The sequence below is a fragment of the Brucella haematophila genome (assembly GCF_005938105.1).
Lineage (GTDB): Bacteria > Pseudomonadota > Alphaproteobacteria > Rhizobiales > Rhizobiaceae > Brucella > Brucella haematophila.
Window position 1 is genome coordinate 176,948 of the sequence record NZ_VCPE01000006.1, and the last position, 20,590, is coordinate 197,537.

Genomic DNA, 20,590 nt, shown 5'->3' on the forward strand with positions numbered 1-20,590 from the left:
TCACTATGCCAGCAACGCGCGCCCTTCGGGCGGCGCTTGCGGAGCCGTGGGCGATCACAGCCGAAGGGCTGGAACTCGTCCTCTCCGTTGCCGCCCGCGAAAATGACGTCTCGATTGATGCCCTTGAGGCTTATCGTGCCGAGCACGTCCCGACCGCCGAACGCCTTACCCGTCGCGGACCGGTTGCAATCCTTGACGTTCGTGGACCTCTTGTCAGCCGTGCAAATCTTTTTACGGCAATATCTGGCGCGACCTCCTACGACGTCTTGCGGCGTGATCTTCAAGCGTCGCTCGATGACCCGTCGATCCGGGCGATTGTCATGTCCTACGACACGCCGGGCGGATCGGTGACCAACGTCGACGAACTCGCAAAGGCAATCCGGGCGGGAAAGGCAATAAAACCAATTGTCGCCTATGTCGGCGGTTCCGCCGCCTCGGCGGGTTATTGGCTCGCGTCAAATTCGACTGAAATCGTAATCGCCGACACTGCTTTGCTCGGCTCGATTGGTGTTCGCGCAGCCTTGCAGGACACCAGCAAAAAGGACGCCGAGGCCGGACGGATCGAGTTCATTTCTTCTCAATCCCCCGGGAAGCGAACGGACCTTTCAACAGATGAAGGGCGAGCGCGCATTCAGCGCACGATTGATGCGCTCGCCGAAGTCTTCATCGCCACGGTCGCAGATGGCCGAGGCGTCAAGCCCGACGACGTCATTGCCAAGTTTGGCGGCGGCGACGTGCTTATCGGATCGGCCGCAGTTGCGGCCGGAATGGCGGATCGCATCGGCAATTTCGAGGCGGTCATCAAAGAACTGGACGGGCGATCCCCCTCCACAACCTCCAAATTCAGGAGCAATACCATGAATGAACCAATGATCGCTCGCGCGGATCACGATGCCGCCGTAGCAGCCGCCCGGACCGAGGGGCAGACGGCCGGAGAAAAGGCGGGAGCGACCGCCGAGCGGACCCGCATTCAGGCCATTCTCAACCTGCCGGAAGCCAAGGGTCGCGAAACCTCGGCAATGCACCTCGCATTTACGACGGACCTTTCGGCGGAAACGGCAAAAGGCGTGCTGTCCGGGTTGGAAGCCTCCAAACCAGAACCCGACAACGACGCCGATATCGAAGGGCAGCGTTCGCATGAAGCCGTCGGTGGTCTCGTAGTGTATGACCCCAAGGCCGACAAACAGCCGAACAAGGCGGAAAAGACAAAAGCCGCGTGGGGTGAAGTCACAAGCAAGCTCAACGCCCGCATGTGATCGCGGGGCGCATTCAAGCGCCCTCCCACTTCTTCCAAAATCGCTTTCATTGGAGATTGAACAATGTCGAAAGTGTTCATCGAACCCCGCCACGCGGGCGAATTTATCTTGAGCGAGGCCAACGGCCACCGCTCGCGCGAAAACGTGACGGTCGCTGCGGAACAAGCCATTGAGGCGGGAACGATCTTGGCGTTTCTCGCGATGGCGACCGACGTAACCGCAACGGTTGTCGCAGGCGCCGAAAATGCCGGTAACGGCACTCTGACTATGGCGAGCACCCCAGTTTCGTCCAAGGCCAAGAATGGCACCTATGTCGTGATCGCGACTTCGGACACAGCCTTTGCAGTCGAGGACCCGAAAGGCGTCAACATCGGCAATGCCACGGTAGGCACCGCCTTCAATAAGGAGGTCAAGTTCACTATCGCGGCCGGTGGCACTGCATTTGCCGCAGGTGACCGCTTTGAGGTGATCGTCGGCGTTGAGGCCGGGGATTATCAGGCAGTTGCCTACAATCCGGACGGGGACGACGGGAGTGAAAAGCCCGCCGCCATCGCAATCTATCCGGCCCTCACTGGCGAGGGCGAAACCGTCAAGATTGCGGCGCTCCGCCGTGACGCCGAGGTGAATACTCATTGCCTCGCTTGGCCGGACGAAATTGTCGCGGAGAAAAAGGCCGCCGCAATTTCCACTCTCGCCGCCCTCGGCATCATTGTTCGCTAGCGCATCCCGCCGCAGCAACGCACCACATTCCGAAAATTTGGAGACAACTTAAATGTTGGAAATCTTTAACGACGCGGCGTTTTCGACGACGAGCCTGACCGACGCCATCAACGAACTGAAATTTGTACCCGGTCGCATCGGCGAAATGGGTCTGTTTGGGGTCGAAAGCGTCGATACGACCACAATCGCCATCGAGAAGAAGGGCGATATTCTGGTTATCGTCCCGCCAACTCCTCGCGGTGGACCGGGCACGACTATTGCCAAGGAAAAGCGCGACCTTCGCTCGCTGATTATTCCACACTTCGAAATTAACGACGCAATTTACGCCGAAGAAGTGCAAAATGTCCGCGCTTTCGGCCAAGAGCGCGCCTTGATGACCGTCATGCAGAAGGTTGGGCAGCGACAGGTAACGCACGTCAACAGTATGGCAGCGACCGAAGAATTCGCGCGCATGGGGGCCGTACAGGGCATCGTAACTTATGCCGACGGTTCAACATTGAACCTGTTTACCGAATTCGGTGTTCAGCAGTCGGCTGCAATCGATTTCGATCTCGATGCAGCGAACCCGGGAGAAGGCATTCTTCGCAAGAAATGTGCGTCCGTCGTCCGTCGATCGGCCGACAGTCTTGGCGGTGTCCCATTCACTGGAATACATGCTTTTGTGGGTGACAACTTCTTCGATGACCTTCTGTCGCATCGTGAAGTTCGCGAAACTTATAAAGGCTGGTCTGAAGCGCAAATCCTGCGCGACGGTTATATCGGCCCGAACCGTTCAAGCTACGGCATTTTTGAGTTCGGCGGCATCGTTTGGGAAAACTATCGCGGCTCGGTTGGTTCTACGACCTTTATCGACGCCGATAGCTGTCACCTGTTCCCGGTTGGGGTGCCTGGCTTGTTCAAAACAGCCTACGCGCCTGCGGATTACGAGGATACGGTCAACAACATGGGCCAGCGCCTTTATAACCGACAGTGGCAAATGCAGAATGGCAAAGGTCGCAATCTTGATACGCAGATGAACGCGCTTCAATACTGCACGCGGCCGAAGGTGCTCTTGAAGGGCAAGCGGACCTAGCCGCAATGCGCCTCAACAGCATCGCAGCGCGCACCGCCTTACGGGCGGTGCAGCGTGAGCTTGGGGAATTTGTTCGGGTCACACCTCGCATTCAAAGCGATTATAGCGAACCTTCTCCCGATCCCGATCGTCGAATTGTTGAAGTTTTCGTCGTCGTCTCATTGACGCCGGAAACCGCACCTTTTGACGGTTCGCGGCGCGGCACGAAGATCAACACTTCAACGCGACTTTCACAGCGTGAGGCGGCCATATGGTTCGATCCTTCGATCTATGAAGCGTTGAAATACGAGCTTCGCGAAGGCGATCAAATTCTCCTAATCGAGCGGCCAAATGAGCCGCCTTATGAAGTATCCCGCGCGCCGGAAAGTTCCGACCGTGGCGACGTTATCGTCTCTCTTGTACTGGATAGAAACAAATGAGCCTCGTAGCCCTCGTTATCCGTATCGCCACGGTTCGCGCATTACGTGGGCGCACCTTTGCCGAGGAACTGGTTTTCGACAGCAAGATAAATCCGGTCAATCTTGTCGCCAAAGACAAGGAGCGGAACGTTATTGTCGTCACGACCGACGACGACAACGTCGACATAACGGGGCGCGACCTGCGCGCGGGCGACCATAAACTTGAACTAGTGATCGAAACGGCAGTTACGCAAAAGGCTTCCGTCGATGTTGCGGACGGCGAAGCGACGGAAGTCGCAACTATCCCGGCAACCGACGCTGGTCTTGAAACTACTGTCGGAATAATCGGCTACCAGATCGCAAAAGCCTTATCGGCCGATGGTGGCGTTTGGGGCGACATTTGGCGGACCCTCGTCACTAAGGTTCATTCAATTTCAAGCCGACGAGGCGCGGACGATGCAAACGGCGTCCGATACGCCGCCCGCCAGTTTATCTATGTGATTGACCATATTAACGAGCCAACGCCGGGCGAAAAGCCCTCCGGCGTATGGGTGAAGGTGCTCGACGCCATGAAATCCGATCCGGATTTAGCGAAGCTCGCCAAGATCATCGAAGCGGAGATTTCAGGCGGTGATTACTTACCTTGGGAAATCGCGCGCGGACAGCTTGGCCTTGCCAACGATGAGACGGGTATCATCGGGAGCAAGCCCGTTGGAATAGCCGAGATTGTTCCTCTCGCCGCCGTTGATATGTCAGACGGCTTTACCGTCGACGAGCAAAAGGCCGTCGAAGTCGACGGGCCGGAGGAGCCACAATGAGATTGGATAAGCTCCTCGTCGAAGTGCTACGACGGACCGCAGAAATAGAGCGGCGCTTCGACGGCATGGTCAAGCAAGGCCCGGTCGCGGAAGTTGATCCAAAATCCGGGACGGTTCGCGTTCGCCTTGGCGGGAGCGACAAAGAGCCGATGCTCTCGCCTCCCATCCCATATGCGCAAATTGCAGGCGGCTTGAAGGTTCACGCGCCGCCCACGGTCGGCCAGCAAATGACTGTCCTAAGCGGATCGGGCGATTTCCGGCAAGGGCTTGCCGTCCCGATGACGTGGAGCAACAGCAATAAGTCGCCAAGCGAAAAGGGCAACGAAAACGTACTGACGTTCGGCGATGCGCGGATCGAACTTCGCGGCGACGAACTGTTGCTCACAATCGGCGGTTTTTCCGTTTCGTTCAAAGCATCCGGGGCAACGTTTTCCATCGGAGGCGTCACTCATAAAATTTCAGCCGACGGTTTGAACACCACGGGCGGAAAGATCGAGCACGACGAAAAGAATATCGGTTCCGACCATATTCACGGCGGGGTTGAGAAAGGCGGGGCAAGAACTAGCGGCCCGGCCAACTAGGAGAAACACCGATGAAAAGAAACTACCTCGTTACCGAACGTGCGGGCGAATGGGTTGCCGGGCAGCGACGGCCAGAAAACGGAAAGCTCGAACTTTCCGACGACCAAGCTGCCTACGAACTTGCGCTCGGCTCGATCATGCTAGCGCCGCCTGACACCGGGCCAGAACCGAAGAAGCAACGGCGAAAGGCCGGAAAGTAGCCGGAGGGATTGCCATGTCGCTTAACTCTGCCCTTGGCATCGATATCGATCGCCAAACCGGGGAAGTCATCGAAGGTTGGGCGCATGTCGAGCAATGCATCGGTGATTTTCTATCCACATTCTTCGGTGAGCGCGTCATGCGTGAGTGGTACGGTTCGATCGTCCCGCCATTGATGGGCGAAAATCTCACAACCGAAACGATAGTCCGGTTCTTTGCGGCGGTGACGTCAGCAATCGACCAGTGGGAGCCTCGCTTTAAGATCGCGAGGATTACGCCGCTCTCCGTAAACCGGAGCGGCGAGTTCCAAGTTCGTATTGAGGGCGACTATCGCCCCCTCGCGCTGATCGGCAATTTCTCGTCGGGCAGCCCGAAGCATTTAACCATTAGTGGGGCCGTGGGCCGGGGGCTTGTTTTGATATGACAATCAATCTCGAAAGTTACCCGTCGCCGGACGTGATCGAACCGATTGAGTTCGAGCAAATACTTGCCGACATGCAGGATGAGCTAATTCGTTTGTTTCCTGCAATCGAACCTACGCTCGCGCTGAAAAGCGCGCTTTCAAATAAGTTGCTGCAAGTTGCGGCATTCCGGGAAATCCTTGTCCGTGCTCGCGTCAATGATGCAGCCCGGGCAAACCTCTTGGCGTTTGCAACGGGTGCGGACCTTGAACACCTTGCGGCGTTCTACGATGTCGAGAAATTGGAAGGGGAAGACGACGAAGCTTTCCGCAGCCGGACAGTTCTCGCCATCCAAGCCCGTTCACCTGCGGGGGGTGCGAACTGGTATAAAGCGGCGGCCAGACGCGCCGACGTTCGTATCCGGGACGTTGCCGTCTATCGTGAGGATTTCTGGCCGATTATTCACGTCGCCATTCTATCCCGCGAAAACGACGGCATTCCCGATGCTGCTATGCTTGACGCGGTTCGGACGATCGTCACGAGCGACGACGTGCGGCCGTTAAACGATACGGTTGTCGTCGAAGCGGCTGTCCAGAACCGGACGGACATTGAGGCGAATGTTTGGCTACTTCCGTCGGCTCCGCTCGCGGATTTGACGCCGCTTCAAGATGCTCTGCGGAAGGCTTGGACAACGGAAACCGGGATCGGCTTCGACCTCGTGCCGTCTTGGGTTGAGGCGCGCTTGCATATGGCAGGCGTTCAGCGTGTGGAAATGCTTAGTCCGAGCGCCCCTCTCGTCGCAGCGCCCGGCACTGCAATCGCCATAGGCGAGATAAAACTCAACTACATGGGGCGCGATTACTGATGATCGAACGTATCGCATTGCTTCCGGGCAATGCGACGGCGCTGGAAACGGCATTCTCGGAGGCTCTTGACCGAACCCCGGAACTGTCGCCCGGCATCGTCGAATTGCGCGGGTTCAAGTTTCATCCAATCGACAGTGTTATTCCGTATCTCGTCGCGGAGTATGGCTTGTCAGAGGTCGCCGAGTTCATCCCCAACCTGCGGGACGTCATTCGCGAAGGTATCCAATGGCAGCGAATTATTGGAACGCCCGCAGCGATCCACAAGGCATTACGCTGGATAAATCACGACGGTGATATTGAGGAGTTTCCGGCGACGGCGCGCAAATGGTGGTGGTTTCAAGTCCACCTCCCGTTTGAACCGACCAACACTCAATTCTTGCGGCCGACAACGCAGCTTGTTCAATCTTCGAAGCCCTTACGCTCCGAGTTCGCGCGCCTGACTGCGGGATGGGACGTTCGCGCATTTCGGCTCAATGAGCACCGGCTCAACGGCGGGGCTGGACTGAACACATGGTCCGGCACCCGCAAGGAACCCGGCGGCCCGGTGATTTCGATCCGCGTCAATCACCGCAAGCAAGTCATTGTCCCGACGGGCGGGCGTGTCGACGTCAAAGACGTCCAACACATTGAGACGGTTCGCACCGTCAAATCAATCATTCCAGTGAGCCAGCTTTCAGCGCGTTTCGCATCGCTGGCGGCGGTTCGGGTCGAGTACCGCAACCGCGCAACGGTCGCATTCCAGAATGCGCCGTTTGTTCATCAACCTTTCGGCGCTCCGGTGCCGCGTGTCCAAACAGGATCAGAATAATGGCTGTCTTTACCCAAGATGGGCGCGTCGCATTGGCGAAAGCGCTCTACGACATGACGCTCTTTCTCGCCGTCGGCGAGGGCCTGCCGGAATGGGATGACCAGCCCCGCCCGACAACGCCGGAAGAGCAAGCGGCTCAAGACGCCGCATGGTCAATCCTGACCGGCCTCGAAAATGCAGTCGGCATGACGAGAACCCGCGACAAGTATTTCGTGGTGCCCGATCCCAACGGCGAAATCGTCATGGCAGACGGTGCGAAGTTTTCCCAAAGCTCCGAACCGACCGGGTTCATCTTCATCCGGTTTCAACTCGACCTCGACGACGCCAGCACAAACACGTTGCGCGAAACGGGCATGTATGTCGGCACAAAATTGGCCGAGAGCGTGCCCGCCGGTGAGATGTATATCCCCGTCGCCAACGTCGTCGATCTTGGGAAAATGATCGAGGTCGATCGCTTCTCGCCAATCATTCGCGATGGCTCGATCGGCCAGACATTCACTTTCGTTCTGACAATGTGAGGTGCCATGAGCAGCATCATTAAGCGCGCCGGTTACGGTGATCGGTTTGATCGCGCGTTACGTCGCCACGCAATCGCGTTTCAGGACGTCGGCCGCGACAAGAAGGGTATCTATCTTCAATCGACCGACTTGAACGAAATGCAGTCGATGAATATCGATCACATGCGGCGCGGGTTTGATTATATCCTTCAAGACGGCCGCGTCATGGATGGTCAAGACCCCGTCGTCGAAATTGAGGATGACGACCATATTCGCGTGCGCCTCCCGGCCTGCCCGATTTACATCGAAGGTATCGTCCACGACGTGCCTGCCGCGACCTTTGTTCTTCCAAACAAAGGCGACCTGACGATCGGTGTCAGAAGCTCGCAAGTCCTCGTAACCGATGTGGTCGACGTGGATTTGAAAGGTTCGATCCCCGGCACGGAAGCCTACATGGAGGAAGGTCCGAGCCGGATTGAAATTACGGTCCTTTGGGGACATTCGCAGGACGGCGACCCCGAGCCGCTTGTTTCGGTTTATCAGGTCCGGGACGGCGTTATCCTCACGACGTCAACAAACATCGACTTTTCGGAAATCTACAAGGCGATCGAAGGCTATTCGCGCGAGAGCAACGGGTCGTATGTCTTCAACGGCTTCCTGATTACTGCGCTCGGCCCAAAGCCGGACGGAAAACAGGGGTTCTCCGTTTCAGAAGGAACGGCCTACGTGAACGGCCGCCGCATCGTGCGGCGACAATCATATCCGTTTGATGTTGAGGAAAAGCCGGACCTTCGCAACGTTGACGCCGAGCCGCACCCTTTTACCGAGGCGACCGGCGGAACGCAGACGTTCAAGGTATCCAAGGCACCGATTTCGAGTGTTCGTCGGGTAACAGTGGAAAAGGAGGTCACCGAAAGCGTCCTTCACGGGCCGTACTCCGGCGTCGTCGATCCGCTGGAACACCCGTCGGTCACTGCGATCCTTGAAATCAAACAGGGCAGTACGGTCTATACCTCGCCCGCAAGCTGGCTGCTTTCGCAAGGGCAAATTGACTGGTCGCCTTCCGGCGTGGAACCCGCGCCCGGAACGACTTATACGGTCAAATATCGGTACAACGAGAATATCCAGCCGGACGAAGTCACCCGCGACAGTGTCACGGTGACCGGGGCCGCCAAGGATACGAATGTTCTTATAGACTATGCATACAAGCTGCCTCGCATAGACGCTGTTTGCATGGATATGACCGGGTCTATGGTTTACGTGACGGGCACTTCTGCGGTGTCTCGCCCCCGCCCTCCGATTGTGTCGGACAGCATGATCGAACTCGCCCGGATTTCGAACGATTGGGGTCAAAAGCCCCTCGTCGAGGTTACCGGCGTCCGGAATGTGCCTTACAGCGAAATTCAGGACATTAGAACGATGTTGCTCGACGTGTACGACCTCGTTGCGCAGGAACGTCTTAAGAACGACGTCTCCGCTCGCGATGTTGGCGCAAAGCGTGGCCTGTTCGTCGATCCGCTTCGCAATGACGCCATGCGGGATCAAGGCATCGCGCAGACGGCGGCCGTTTTCGGCGGCAAGATGACCTTGCCGATTTACGCTCGCATGCACGAATTTCCGGCATTCGTTGGTATCCGTCATTTGGATTTCTCCGAAGTCGCTGTCATTCGCCAGCCACGGCGAAGCAAGGCGATGAAGATCAATCCATATCAGACGTTCACTCCGATGCCAGGGCGCGCGAGCGTCGAGCCTTCAACCGACATTTGGACCGACAAGCAGACGGTCTGGACGTCGCCGGAAACACAGGCTTTTGAAGCTGGCGAAGGTGAATTCATTAGCGGCATCTCGCTTGAGCAAAGGGTCGAGAAAGTCAGCGAGCGCGTCGTCAATGCCGAATTCATCCGGCAGCGAGACGTTAACTTCCGGCTGGAAGGCTTCATCGAAAATGAAACTTTGGTGCTCGTCGAGTTCGATGGCGTGCCCGTTGTGCCTACCGTGTCGGGGCCTGCCGATGAGGACGGCGTAATTACGGGGCATTTCACAACGCCGCCGAACATTCCGGCCGGTTCGAAGTCCATTTACTTTGAAGGCTCGGTCGGAACGGAAGCCGGTTGCACCTATGTCGGACGCGGTTCGATCACGGTTGAGGAGTATCGCCTTACGTCGTCGCTCGAAACGACGACGGACACGATGCCCCAACCCGTCGTCAATAACACCGTCATCAATAACGTGACGAATGTCACCAACGTAACGAATGTTGCGGCGAATAACTCGACGCCGATCCGCAGAGAGGGCGGCAGCGATGGCGGCGGCGGGCACGACCCGCTTGCGCAGACTTTTACGCTCGCTCAATCGTGGTGCTTGTCGGGCATCCGACTGATGTGCGCAAAAGTGGGTTCGCGAAGCAACTCGATTGCGGTGCAGCTTCGAACGGTTGAGGTCGGCATGCCGACGCAAACCGTTCTTGCCGAGGCGTTCGTTCCCGGTACTGACCTTGTCGAAGGCGAAGTCTTTACGGCACGTTTCAACTTCCCGGTTTTCATCCAAGGTGGCCGGGAATTTTCATTCGTGGCGCTAACGGACGACGCGGAGCATTCGTTGTTTGTGGCTGAGATTGGCAAGATCGACCTCGACACGAACGCGGTCATTTCAGAGCAACCGTTTACGGTTGGAGTGCTGCTTTCATCGTCGAACGCTTCGACTTGGACGGTTCACAACGAGGCCGATCTTTGGTTTGAAATGCTCGGCTGTCGCTTTGATCCTGTCGAACGGGTTGTCCCGATCGGCACATTCAAGGCGAACAAAATGTCGGACGTGATTATTCGTGCAGGCGTCGAATACCCCGACCCTTCGGTCGATATCTCGATCCGGCTCCGCCGACCAAGCGGCGAAGTAATCACTTCGGCACCATCGCAAACGATCCGGTTCGACGAGTATATCCAGAATGAGGATATCCAAGTCGAGGCCGTCTTGCGCGGAACCGAACGCATAACGCCGTTCTTGTTCCCCGATATCCAGATTATCGAGGGCGAGTTACAGACAACCGCGAACTATGCAACGCGAGCAATAGACGCCGCCGACACAAACAAAGTGTTGGTGACGCTCGACGCCCGCTTGCCTGCCGGTTCCTCCGCGACGGTCCAGATTGGAATGCCGGGCGACTACCCGAACATTCCGGTTTCAAGTGCAACCCAACTCGGCGACGGCCTCGTCGAGCAAACCTTTATCCGATCCGCCTACGCGGCGGCCCTCCTCGATGCGCGCACGTTGATTACGATTACCGGCACGCCTGCGGCGCGGCCGGAGTTGTCGGCGGTTCGCATGTTACTTTCAAAGGTGTGATAAATGGCCAACACGGCAAACTACAATTGGCCTTTGCCGTCTCCATCCGGCATTCAGATGAATGAGGTCGCTAAAATTGCGACCTCATTCACGGCGATCGATGCCAAGATCAAGGCATTCGAGACTTCGTTTAGCAATCACAAGCACAAATTCGCCGAGTTGGAGGAAAAGCCGACAACGCTCGGCGGCTACGGGATCACGGACGGCATGACCGCCGAAGAGGTTGCGCAGGCAATCAAAACGGCGGTTGACGACCTTATCAATGGTTCCGGGGCTGCGCTCGATACGCTGAAAGAGCTTGCCGACGCGCTCGGCAATGACCCGGAGTTTGCGACCACTGTCGGCAACGCCTTGGGCGTCCGCGTCCGGGTTGACGCTGCGCAGTCCTTTAGCTTAGCCGAAAAAGCGCAAGGCCGTTCCAATATCGATGCGCTCGGAATGGTCGACAAGGGAAAGGCGGACGGGGTTGCCAGCCTCGACAGCACCGGCAAGGTGCCTACTGCTCAATTGCCCGCCCTGACAACGACCGCAACCGTTGGTGCCGCATTAGCCGGAGCGAATGGCAAGGCTACGCCTGATGATGGGGACTTTTTCGCGGGGGTACTCGCCGGCAGTTCGACCCCGTTCAAAACGACATGGGGCAACATCAAAACTGCCATTACTGCTCTCGTGAACACTATTGTAAGCGGTAATATGGCCGGGCGCGCATACCCAAGAAAGGTTGGCGGCGGCGTTGCCAACTTTAACTGGAGCGGCCAAGGCGGGCAGCCTACTTGGGTTTGGGGCGGCAGCGGCGCAGATGGTGACGCTGGCAATTATTTTGTTTGGAACCCCGCAAACTTTAGCGTGAATTACGCAAATTCTGCGGGCACAGCCGGAAACGTGGGGGGATGGACCGCGCAGGCGATCATAAATCAAATTGAAAGCCGCGCGGCTGCCTTCGCCGACGACCGAAAGAATGGGTGCGTAACCGACACTCGCTTTGCCGGATATGTGTCAAATGTAATGGCAAAGGACACAACCTGGAGTGCGCCAAGCGGATATGTCTTCACGGCAGCGGGACGTAATAGCGGTGATCAGTATACGTTCTATGCGCGTCAATTACAGGTCCACATTCCCTATCAGGGATGGCGGGCCTTTGGAGGTTTCTAATGAAGAACTTCGGCAAAATGGTTGCCTCGCGGGAAGTTATCGACATTCCCGGCGAACAGATAGGTGTGAATGAAGAAGGGGAGCCAGTTTTCGCCCCCGATCAGAAGCAACCCGTATTGATTTTCCGGGATGTCAACGGCGCGGACTGGTTCGACTTAGCGAAAGAATATCCGCACGCGTTTTATATCGCTCTCGACGATGAGAACCGCGTTATCTCGATGACGGATGACTATCAGCATTCACAGATTGCTGACTACAATCTTGTGGGGATTGATAATGATTTCGGTTTTACGTTCGGCCCCGGTGGAACAGTCTATGGAGCAACTTGGACAGGCTCTGAAATCATCCGGCAGGCTGCGGATAACGTGCCGGAGGAAATAAGCCGCCGTCAATTCTTCCAGCAACTGGCGGTCGCTGGAATTATAACGAACGCAGAAGCCCTCGCAGCCATGAAATCGGGGGCGGTCCCGCAGGCTTTGCAAGCGATCATCGATGCGTTGCCGACTGAACAAGACCGGTTTAACGCGGAAATGCTCGTCGTTGGCGCGGACACTTTCTACCGTACCCACCCGTTAACCGAAACGGTGCGGCTTGCTATGCAATGGACCGAAGAACAGCGGGATAATTTCTGGCTGGAAGCTTCTAAGCTTTAGTCGAATAGGCTCTGTTTTCGATTGAAATGTGAAGTGGCCGCAGTTATTTAAGCTTTGCTTATTGGGGGCTTTCATGGACGGGTCAAACTTCGCATCGGCGTTGCCTATTGTTATGGCTGCGTCGGACGAACATTACTTTCGAAAACATGCAGTTGGTTTTGCAAAGTCAGCACTTGCGGCGGGTCACAATGTTCATTTGGTTGTGTCACCTGCGCCGGGGCCGGGGCTTCCGAAGCGTGCAAGGCAGATAGAAAAGGACGTCGTTACGCCCTTTCTTGCTCGATTTGCAGCATCTGAAATTGCCCGCTTGGTTGTTGAAGTGGTCGAGAACCCTCGCGCTACAGCAGAAATGACAGAAAACGAGGCCGTGGTTTTTTATCAATCGCTGCGTTTCTTCTACCTTCCGTCACTTCTTCGGAACTACTGCCGACCGATTGTTGTCCTCGACATTGACAGTTTGGTCATGCAACCAATTCCTGCCAGACGTGACGCCGAAGTAGGGCTATACCTCCGGCTTGGCAATCAGAAGGGAAAGACTGACTTCGAACGCGAAGGAATGCAGGTTCTCGGAGCAATGGTCTATGCCGATCCCAAGGGCGCGTCTTTCTTTGATGAAGTCGGCGAATACCTCGACCGTAACCAAAGACGTTACTACATTGACCAACACGCGCTTTATCGCACGTACTTGGCTAATGAAAATGTGCGAACTTTTGACATCGCCGAAACAGGCTGGCTCGACTGGACCTTCAAACCCGGCGCGACGGTCTGGACTGCAAAAGGCAAAAAGAAGCGCAGAAATCTAACCTACGTGCGCGAACGATTGCGACTGGAAGGGCGTGGCGTTCTGGCCTCCGTCATTGTCCTGACGGGATACGCTCTTGGGTTAATCCGCACTTAGAAAACGAGCCGCCTCCGGGCGGCTTTTCTGTTCCCAACGACCGCCCTTGAGGCGGTTTTTTTTATGCCCGAAAGCCCGGCCATCGCGCCGGGCTTTTTTGTTTTTGCATTGCTCACAAAGGAGACTTGAGCATGAGCGATCCAACTTTCGGCCTGTCGATTACTCGCGTCGATAATGAGCCACGGCCCGCTATTCTAACCGACATGTCGATTGTCGGTATGCCCTTCACGGCTCCCGATGCCGACCCTACCGCATTCCCACTAAACCGCGTCGTGCAGTTCTATTCTGATGACGTGGCCATGTTGGCGAAGATGGGCAAGACGGGCACCGGCCCCATTGCCGTCGAGCTTATCAATCAGCAGCTTGGCGAGTTTCAGGCCTCGGCAACCATCATCGGCGTTCGTGTCGAAGCTGGCGCAAACGCCACCGATACGATCGTCAACCTGCGAGGCGACATCAATAGCCGTACCGGCATGTATGCGCTTCTTAACGCAGGCGCAGAGCTTGGCCTTACGCCACGCCTTATCTGCGTTCCCGGGTTTACTTCGCAGATGACAGGCATCGTCAGCGGCGTGACCGTCGGCACGGCAGGAACCGGCTATGTTGTAGGAGATGCAGTCACCGCGACGGGCGGCGGTGGGAGCGGCTTCACTGCCGAAGTCTCGGCGATTGGCGCAGGTGGCGCAATTACTGCCGTCACCATCACCAACGGCGGAACGGGCTACACCTCGGCCCCTACGTTGGAAGTGACTTCGACCGCAGGCGAGAATGCCGCCCTCACTGCAACCGTGGATACGGCGAGCAACGCAATTATTGCGGGCCTGCCGACGCTTCTCGACCGGCTTCTCGCCGTGGCCGTCGTTGACGGCCCGTCGACCGATCAGATGGCGGCTTTTGCTTGGCGGGCAAGCATCCAATCGGAACGCATCATTCCGGTTGATAGCGGCGTCAAGTACATGAACGACGAAGGCGAAGTCGTCGTCGTTCCCGCCTCGCCTGCAATTATCGGTGTTGCAGTTCGCCGGGATCACGAGTTCCAAGGTCGGCCGTTCCATTCGTGGGCCAACCAGCCGATTTACGGGATCGTCGGGCCGTCGCGGCCGATTGAGTTTTCGATCCTCGACGGGGCGACGGAAGGTCAGCAGCTTTTGGCGAAGAACATCGGCGTTATCGTCCGGGGCGAAAGTTCCGACGGCGCTATCGCCGACGGTGGATATGTCTACGTCGGCACGGACACTTGTTCCGAAGATACGCTTTGGCGTTTCTACAATCAGGTGCGCGGCCGCGATTATATCCACCTGATGTTCATCAAGACGCTTCGCTATTTCCTCGGCCGACGCAACATCGATCGCGGGACTATCGAAGACATTCTCGCAACGATGAAGGGCGGACTTCGCGACATTCAGGCTACCGGCGACCTCCTCGGCTTCCGCGTCGGCTTCAATAAGAACGCGAACAGCCCGGAACAGCTTCGCCTTGGCCGCTTCACTGTGGCGTTTCAGGCGGAGGAGCCGCCCGTCCTGCGCTACATCGGCATTCAGTCGGCGCGCTATCGCCCGGCGCTTGATGCCCTCCTCGACGACCTGCTTACGAGCCTCGACGTTGCAGCTTAACCCGGTTCGCGCGGCGGCTTAGGCCGCCGTTGCTCCCTCTTGTTCCTCGATTTCGGAGAAATCACCAATGTCGAACATTTATATCATGGAGGCTGCGAACCTTTTCGTCGGCGACCACGATCCGAAGAACTCGAAATTCCTCACTCTTGATGAATTGAAGCTCCCCGACTTGCAGGAGACGCTCGTCGATCACACGCCGGGCGGTGGCAAGGTTGGCGTCGAATTTGCCGTCGGCGTCCAGAAGCTCGAACCGACGTTCAAGCTCAAGGGATGGGACGCTCCTCTCCTGCGGGACTTCGGCCTCGGAACGACAAAGCGGAAGGTATTCACTGCCTACGGCGTCGTGCGAGATAAAAAGACGGGCGACGCGCTGGAAGCAAAAGCAATCATGGAAGGACGCCTTTCCAAGGTTGCGCCCGAAGCGTTCAAGCGCGGCGAAACGATGGGGCATGATTATTCCATCAACGAAGTGCTGCACTACGAAGTTTTCTTCGACGGCAAGGAGGAATTCTATTGGGATTTCTTCACAAACACGCTTCGACAAGGTGGCGTCGATCCCGATCCGGACTTCAACAATATCCTGCGTATCAGCAACGGCGGGTAACCGCTGAATAGCTTCCCTCCCCCGGCCCGCTCTCATGCGGGCCTTTTTTTCTGTTTCAGGTTCCCAAATGACAAAGCACACGCTCCAATACCCGATCGAAATCAACGGCTCGACTGTGTCGTCGGTTACGATCCGCAGGCCGAAAGGCGGCGACATGGTCGTTATCGGTGACGACGTCGCTCACCTGATGCGCTTCTATTCGTCGAATGCGAAGGCGGTCCAAGAAATCAACAACGCTCAGGTGGCCGCAGAGCTTTCCGGTTCCGAGCCTGATTTCGACAAGATCGCATCGAAGATGACGCCGCCAGACAGCCGCGTCTATACGGCAATGGTTGCCATCGTCGGCCGTTTGACAGGGATCGGTGAAGCCGCCGAGGAACTGGACGTCGCCGACCTTCAAGATATCGCTGCGAAGGCGCTCAACACGGGGGAAGCTCCGGGGCGTGGGGCGGCGACGAATGGCGTCGAGCAATAGCTCTCGTTGCCAACGCTACCAACACGCCCCTGACGTTCTTTCTCGACCTTCCTGTCGGTGAACTTCTCGACTGGCTTGAAACGGCATCGAAACTACCCCCGAGGCGTATCTAAATGGCAAATCTTACTTCCGTTCTCACTGTTCGGCTGATCGATGCCGTTGCCGGTCCCGCTCGCGCCGCCGCGAACTCAATTCGGGGCATCGGCAATGCCGTTGACAGCACAAACGCGCGTCGCCTCGCCATTGGCGGGGCGGTCAGTACGATGGTTTCCGACGTTGGCAAGCAAACGCAAATCCTAAAGCGGAACCTTCACAGCATGACCACCGGGCTTTCAATGCCCGCTGGTTTCTTGACGTTCTTTGGCGCGCGCGCCGTTTATGACTTCGAAAAGACGTCGAACGCTCTGCAAGCTGTTACCGACATAACGGATGAACAGCGCAAATCTATCCAAAGCTACGCGAAGGAACTCAACGAGCTTTTCCCGGCCACAAATTCGGAAATCATGAAAGGCGCTTACGAACTCGGCCGAGCCGGGTTCAAGTATGACCAGATCATGGGTTCCATGAAGGGCATGCTTAACCTCGCGCTGGCTGGCGATATAGCGATCAAGGAAAGTTCCGATATCGCGACGAACATTCTGACCGCGATGCGCCTTCCAATGAAGACGGTCGAGCAAGCATCGGACAGCCTGACCCGCGTGAACGACGCCCTCGCCTATTCCGCGTCGAACTCGAACACCGACGTCCGCATGATGGGCGAAACATTCAAGTACGTCGGCCCGATGGCCGCCGCTGCGGGACTGTCAATCGAACAAGTCGCGGCGGCTTCGATGGTTATGGCTCGAAACGGCATCCGCGCAAGCGAGGCGGGCGTCGCAATGCGATCCGCGCTCGTCCGCATGGTCCGGCCGACAAAGCCAATGCTGCAAGCTCTTGGCCGCCTGAATGTGGACATTGACAAGTTCGTAAAGGGCGGACGACAGATTAGCGCTCAAGACGTGGTTTCCTCGCTTGCAATCGACGGCATTGATGCAAGCTCATTCTCGAAACAGATTGAGCAAGTTCTCAACGATCCGAGCCTAAATACATCTTTGAGCAAGCTCTCGGCCAAGCTTGCCGAAATCATCGGCGGCGACGGCACGGCCGTCGACAAGTCTAAGCTCGCCGAAACGATTACGGACGTTCTCACGGCCGCCGGTTCGGAAGTGGACTTCTTCGGCTTCATTCGCGCCCTGCGCGAAAAGGGTGCCGACCTTGGCGACATTGCACGCATCTTCGATGCTCGACAGGGTTCCCGTCTGATTACGCTTCTCGCGGGCGACCTCGACAAGGCTCTTTCCGACGTCGAGAAGAACGCCAAGGGCGCAACCGACCGCATGGCTAAAACGATGATGAAAGGCATCGTCGGAGATTGGGCCGAGTTCGAAGCGTCGGTCGAAAATCTATTTGTGTCGATTGCGGAAAGCGGCGTCCTGAAAACCGCGTCCGAAGCCTTCAAACTTGCCGCTGACGGTTTGAAGTCGCTCGCACAGTCAAACCCGAAGCTCCTCGAATTCGGGACATACGCCCTGATGATTGCGGGTGTGCTCGGGCCGATCGCTCTTGTCGGCGGAGGCGTGATTTCGTTTTTCACGTCCCTTCTCGCAATGCTGTTGTTGGTGACGAAGATCGGGCGCGGCGCGCTTGGTGTTGCCGGTGCTGCGATGGGTATCTCCGGGGTCGCTGGCGCTACCGGAGCCGGAGCGGCTGCCGCAGGTGCAGCGGCGGGTGCTGGCGCAGCATCGAAGGGAAGCTCGCTTCTTGGCAAAGCTGCCAAGGGTGCCGGTATCATCGGCACCGCCTGGACCATCAAGGAAGTGCTCGACGCTGTTGACCCCGAGGGCAATCTTTGGGGCCTCACGAGCGGCATTGACGCATGGATCGAAAGCAAGACCGGCATCAACCCGTCGAAGGTCGGCGGTAGTCAGCGGGTCGGCCCGGAAGCAACCGCCGAGGAAGGCCGGACACATGACATTTCCGAATGGCAAGCCCGCCAAGCGGAAATCGACGCCCGACTTGCGCAAATCGAGAAAAACACCCACCCGGCCATGCGGGACATGCCGAATATAGAGCGGGATAATTTGCAGACCGAGCGTTCGATGCTCGACCAGCAAATCAATGCGGCAATACCGCAGGCGCAGCCTGCCGAGGCTGCGGCGGCCGCCAAGCAAACGATGGACGGATACAACGCCGCGCTATCGACCGAACTTTCGGCCGCCGAGCAGCAAATTGATGCATTCATGGCGCGCATCAAGCAAAAGATGGCGACGACGCTTAGCCCGGTGATTTCACCGCGCCTTGATACGTCGTCAATCTCGGGGCTTCACGCTGATATAGGGGTTGAATAATGCTTTTCCTTCTCGGCGCATTGTCATTTGAGATTTGGCCGCTCAATCCCATCGGCACCGATAGCGAGAACGGCGGCGACTACGTCGAAAAGCCGGTCATGGGCCGACGACCGCCGCTCGAATTTGTCGGTGAAGCTACCGAAAGCTTTTCGTTCTCGGCCGTACTGTTCCCCGAAAAGCTCGGCGGGCTTGAAAAGCTCGACCAGCTTCACGCCATTCGAAAAAGCGGCATTCCTCAATACCTCATGCGAGGCGATGGGAAGCCACTCGGCTGGTTTGGTGTGACGGGCGTTAAGGAACAAGGTTCCTACCTTTCGGCGAAGGGCGTCGGGCAGCAAATCAACGTCGAAATCAGTTTGCTGCGGGGCGATGCTCCACAAGATGCAGACTATTTCGCATCGGTAATAGGGATGCTGGCATGAGTTACCAAGGCAACGCGGAAACGATCGTCGTCAAAGGGGAAGCTATCACGCTTCCCCTTCTTGTTTGGCGACGCTTCAAAAGGCAGCCCACCGGCTTTGTTGAGCGCGTTCTCGACTTGAACCCTGGCATTGCCGACCTCGGCCCCTTCTTGCCGGTCGGAACCGAAATTCTGTTCCCGATCGATGCGCCTGAATTGCAGACGAAGGAACGAGACACCGTTCATCTTTGGGATTGATCGAATGACAACGAGCAAAAAAACAGAGTGCGTTGTCATCGTCGACGGGCGCGACATTTCCAGCGCCCTAATGCCCCGGCTCCTTAATCTGAATATTTCGGATAAAGCGGGTGCATCGAGTGACACGGTTCGCATCGACCTTGACGACGCGGACGGGAAGATCCTCCTCCCGAGCGAAGGCGTTTCTATCTCTGTTTCGCTTGGCACGGTCGGGAAAGGCGCAGGCGTTGTCTTTCGTGGCGTCGTTGATGAAGTCCGTTCTAAAGGCTCGCGGAGCGAGGGCCGAGTTCTGTCGATCAGCGGAAAAGGCTTCGACGCGCAGGGGAAGGCAAAGCAACAGCAAGAAAAGCATTGGGACGAAAAGAAGCTCGGCGACGTTTTCGGCGAGGCGGCAAAGCTCGGCGGGATCGAAAGCGTTCGCGTCGACGAAGAACTCGCCTCGATCGTGCGGCCCTATTGGGCGATGCAATCGGAAAGCTTCATTCATTTTGGCGAACGTCTCGCGCGTGAAGTCGGCGGGACTTTCAAAATCTCGAATGACGTTGCGATCCTCGCCAAACGCAACGGCGGCAAGTCAGCCAGCGGGAAACCGCTCGCTGTCATCAACGCGGCCTACGGCGACAATCTTATCGCTTGGGATATCGCCCCCGTCACCGGCCGCCCTCGATACTCGAAAACTAAAACCCGTTGGTACGACGCCAAATCCGGCACGTGGAAAACGGAAGAAGTCGAGATTGAGGACGAAAAGGCCGAGGCCGAGTTCACCAGCCGTTACCCGGCCGGAGATGCTGCCGAAGCCAAGCGCTTGTCAGAAAGCCGAAAGGCGGACAGCGAGCGCGCCAAGGGCGAAGGCTCGATCACGATCGACGGCAATGCCGATGCGCAGCCCGAGGGAACGGTCAATCTAAGCGGTTCGCGTCCCGGAATTGACGGAACGTATCGCATTGACACCGTCAATCATGACTTTTCGCGCTCGACGGGTTGGGTGACCCGCCTCGACGTCAAACAACCGCAAGGCGACGCGGGGAAGGACAAGCGCAAGTCCTCCAATAAAAGCCGCTCCGGCGGTCGGGCCGCACCGCCGTCGTCTTCAACATCGAATAGCGGGCAGGCAGGCACGCCGTCCCTGTCAGGCAATCCCGACAGCAATATCGCTTAAGCGCCGCCGCTTCGGCGGCTTCCCCACCGAAAGG

General features: G+C 57.2%; 22 protein-coding genes. All 22 read left to right on the top strand.

The features are described 5' to 3' along the window. Positions 1 to 5 precede the first annotated feature (5 nt). The 22 genes from FGI60_RS11875 (at position 6) to FGI60_RS11980 (ending at position 20,556) form a co-directional block, all read left to right on the top strand. A complete protein-coding gene (locus FGI60_RS11875; RefSeq protein WP_138785344.1) occupies positions 6 to 1,256 on the top strand; it encodes a S49 family peptidase in 1,251 nt (416 codons plus the stop codon). A gap of 63 nt (positions 1,257 to 1,319) precedes the next feature. Then, entirely contained in the window at positions 1,320 to 1,976 is a 657-nt protein-coding gene (locus tag FGI60_RS11880) for a head decoration protein (protein ID WP_138785345.1), read from the top strand. 52 nt (positions 1,977 to 2,028) lie between these two features. Then, positions 2,029 to 3,048, top strand: coding sequence for a major capsid protein (locus tag FGI60_RS11885; RefSeq protein WP_138785346.1), 1,020 nt, complete (start codon positions 2,029 to 2,031; stop codon positions 3,046 to 3,048). A 5-nt stretch (positions 3,049 to 3,053) separates the two neighbouring features. Continuing rightward, the gene (locus FGI60_RS11890; RefSeq protein WP_138785347.1) at positions 3,054 to 3,467 is read left to right on the top strand and encodes a hypothetical protein; all 414 of its coding nucleotides are present in this window, start codon (positions 3,054 to 3,056) and stop codon (positions 3,465 to 3,467) included. Further along, on the top strand, positions 3,464 to 4,264 hold the full coding sequence (locus FGI60_RS11895; protein ID WP_138785348.1) for a hypothetical protein: 801 nt from the start codon (positions 3,464 to 3,466) through the stop codon (positions 4,262 to 4,264). Before FGI60_RS11890 ends, FGI60_RS11895 begins: the two co-directional genes overlap by 4 nt. After that, positions 4,261 to 4,845, top strand: coding sequence for a phage baseplate assembly protein V (locus tag FGI60_RS11900; RefSeq protein ID WP_006472980.1), 585 nt, complete (start codon positions 4,261 to 4,263; stop codon positions 4,843 to 4,845). Before FGI60_RS11895 ends, FGI60_RS11900 begins: the two co-directional genes overlap by 4 nt. Before the next feature lie 11 nt (positions 4,846 to 4,856). Beyond that, positions 4,857 to 5,045, top strand: coding sequence for a hypothetical protein (locus FGI60_RS11905; protein WP_006472981.1), 189 nt, complete (start codon positions 4,857 to 4,859; stop codon positions 5,043 to 5,045). Positions 5,046 to 5,059: 14 nt separating this feature from the next. Continuing rightward, positions 5,060 to 5,467 (top strand): GPW/gp25 family protein, encoded by a 408-nt coding sequence (locus FGI60_RS11910; RefSeq protein ID WP_006472982.1) that lies wholly within the window; start codon positions 5,060 to 5,062, stop codon positions 5,465 to 5,467. After that, on the top strand, positions 5,464 to 6,309 hold the full coding sequence (locus tag FGI60_RS11915; RefSeq protein ID WP_138785349.1) for a baseplate assembly protein: 846 nt from the start codon (positions 5,464 to 5,466) through the stop codon (positions 6,307 to 6,309). Before FGI60_RS11910 ends, FGI60_RS11915 begins: the two co-directional genes overlap by 4 nt. Then, positions 6,309 to 7,118, top strand: a complete 810-nt coding sequence (locus tag FGI60_RS11920) for a phage tail protein (RefSeq protein ID WP_138785350.1) — start codon at positions 6,309 to 6,311, stop codon at positions 7,116 to 7,118. The genes FGI60_RS11915 and FGI60_RS11920 overlap by 1 nt, the downstream gene beginning before the upstream one ends. After that, entirely contained in the window at positions 7,118 to 7,636 is a 519-nt protein-coding gene (locus FGI60_RS11925; protein WP_138785351.1) for a hypothetical protein, read from the top strand. The genes FGI60_RS11920 and FGI60_RS11925 overlap by 1 nt, the downstream gene beginning before the upstream one ends. Positions 7,637 to 7,642: 6 nt before the next feature. Further along, a complete protein-coding gene (locus FGI60_RS11930) occupies positions 7,643 to 10,957 on the top strand; it encodes a DUF4815 domain-containing protein (protein ID WP_138785352.1) in 3,315 nt (1,104 codons plus the stop codon). Positions 10,958 to 10,960: 3 nt separating this feature from the next. After that, entirely contained in the window at positions 10,961 to 12,109 is a 1,149-nt protein-coding gene (locus FGI60_RS11935) for a DEAD/DEAH box helicase family protein (protein WP_138785353.1), read from the top strand. Then, entirely contained in the window at positions 12,109 to 12,762 is a 654-nt protein-coding gene (locus FGI60_RS11940) for a hypothetical protein (RefSeq protein ID WP_138785354.1), read from the top strand. Before FGI60_RS11935 ends, FGI60_RS11940 begins: the two co-directional genes overlap by 1 nt. A 73-nt stretch (positions 12,763 to 12,835) precedes the next feature. Then, positions 12,836 to 13,660, top strand: coding sequence for a hypothetical protein (locus tag FGI60_RS11945; RefSeq protein ID WP_138785355.1), 825 nt, complete (start codon positions 12,836 to 12,838; stop codon positions 13,658 to 13,660). A 131-nt stretch (positions 13,661 to 13,791) separates the two neighbouring features. Beyond that, the gene (locus FGI60_RS11950) at positions 13,792 to 15,273 is read left to right on the top strand and encodes a phage tail sheath protein (protein WP_138785356.1); all 1,482 of its coding nucleotides are present in this window, start codon (positions 13,792 to 13,794) and stop codon (positions 15,271 to 15,273) included. Between the two features lie 67 nt (positions 15,274 to 15,340). Beyond that, a complete protein-coding gene (locus FGI60_RS11955; protein ID WP_138785357.1) occupies positions 15,341 to 15,877 on the top strand; it encodes a phage major tail tube protein in 537 nt (178 codons plus the stop codon). Between the two features lie 67 nt (positions 15,878 to 15,944). Further along, on the top strand, positions 15,945 to 16,352 hold the full coding sequence (locus FGI60_RS11960; RefSeq protein WP_171058756.1) for a phage tail assembly protein: 408 nt from the start codon (positions 15,945 to 15,947) through the stop codon (positions 16,350 to 16,352). A gap of 113 nt (positions 16,353 to 16,465) precedes the next feature. After that, entirely contained in the window at positions 16,466 to 18,739 is a 2,274-nt protein-coding gene (locus FGI60_RS11965; RefSeq protein ID WP_138785359.1) for a phage tail tape measure protein, read from the top strand. Then, on the top strand, positions 18,739 to 19,161 hold the full coding sequence (locus FGI60_RS11970) for a phage tail protein (protein WP_138785360.1): 423 nt from the start codon (positions 18,739 to 18,741) through the stop codon (positions 19,159 to 19,161). The genes FGI60_RS11965 and FGI60_RS11970 overlap by 1 nt, the downstream gene beginning before the upstream one ends. Further along, positions 19,158 to 19,397 (top strand): tail protein X, encoded by a 240-nt coding sequence (locus FGI60_RS11975; RefSeq protein ID WP_138785361.1) that lies wholly within the window; start codon positions 19,158 to 19,160, stop codon positions 19,395 to 19,397. The genes FGI60_RS11970 and FGI60_RS11975 overlap by 4 nt, the downstream gene beginning before the upstream one ends. 4 nt (positions 19,398 to 19,401) lie before the next feature. Beyond that, positions 19,402 to 20,556, top strand: a complete 1,155-nt coding sequence (locus FGI60_RS11980; protein ID WP_171058757.1) for a phage late control D family protein — start codon at positions 19,402 to 19,404, stop codon at positions 20,554 to 20,556. The last annotated feature ends 34 nt before the right edge of the window (positions 20,557 to 20,590 follow it).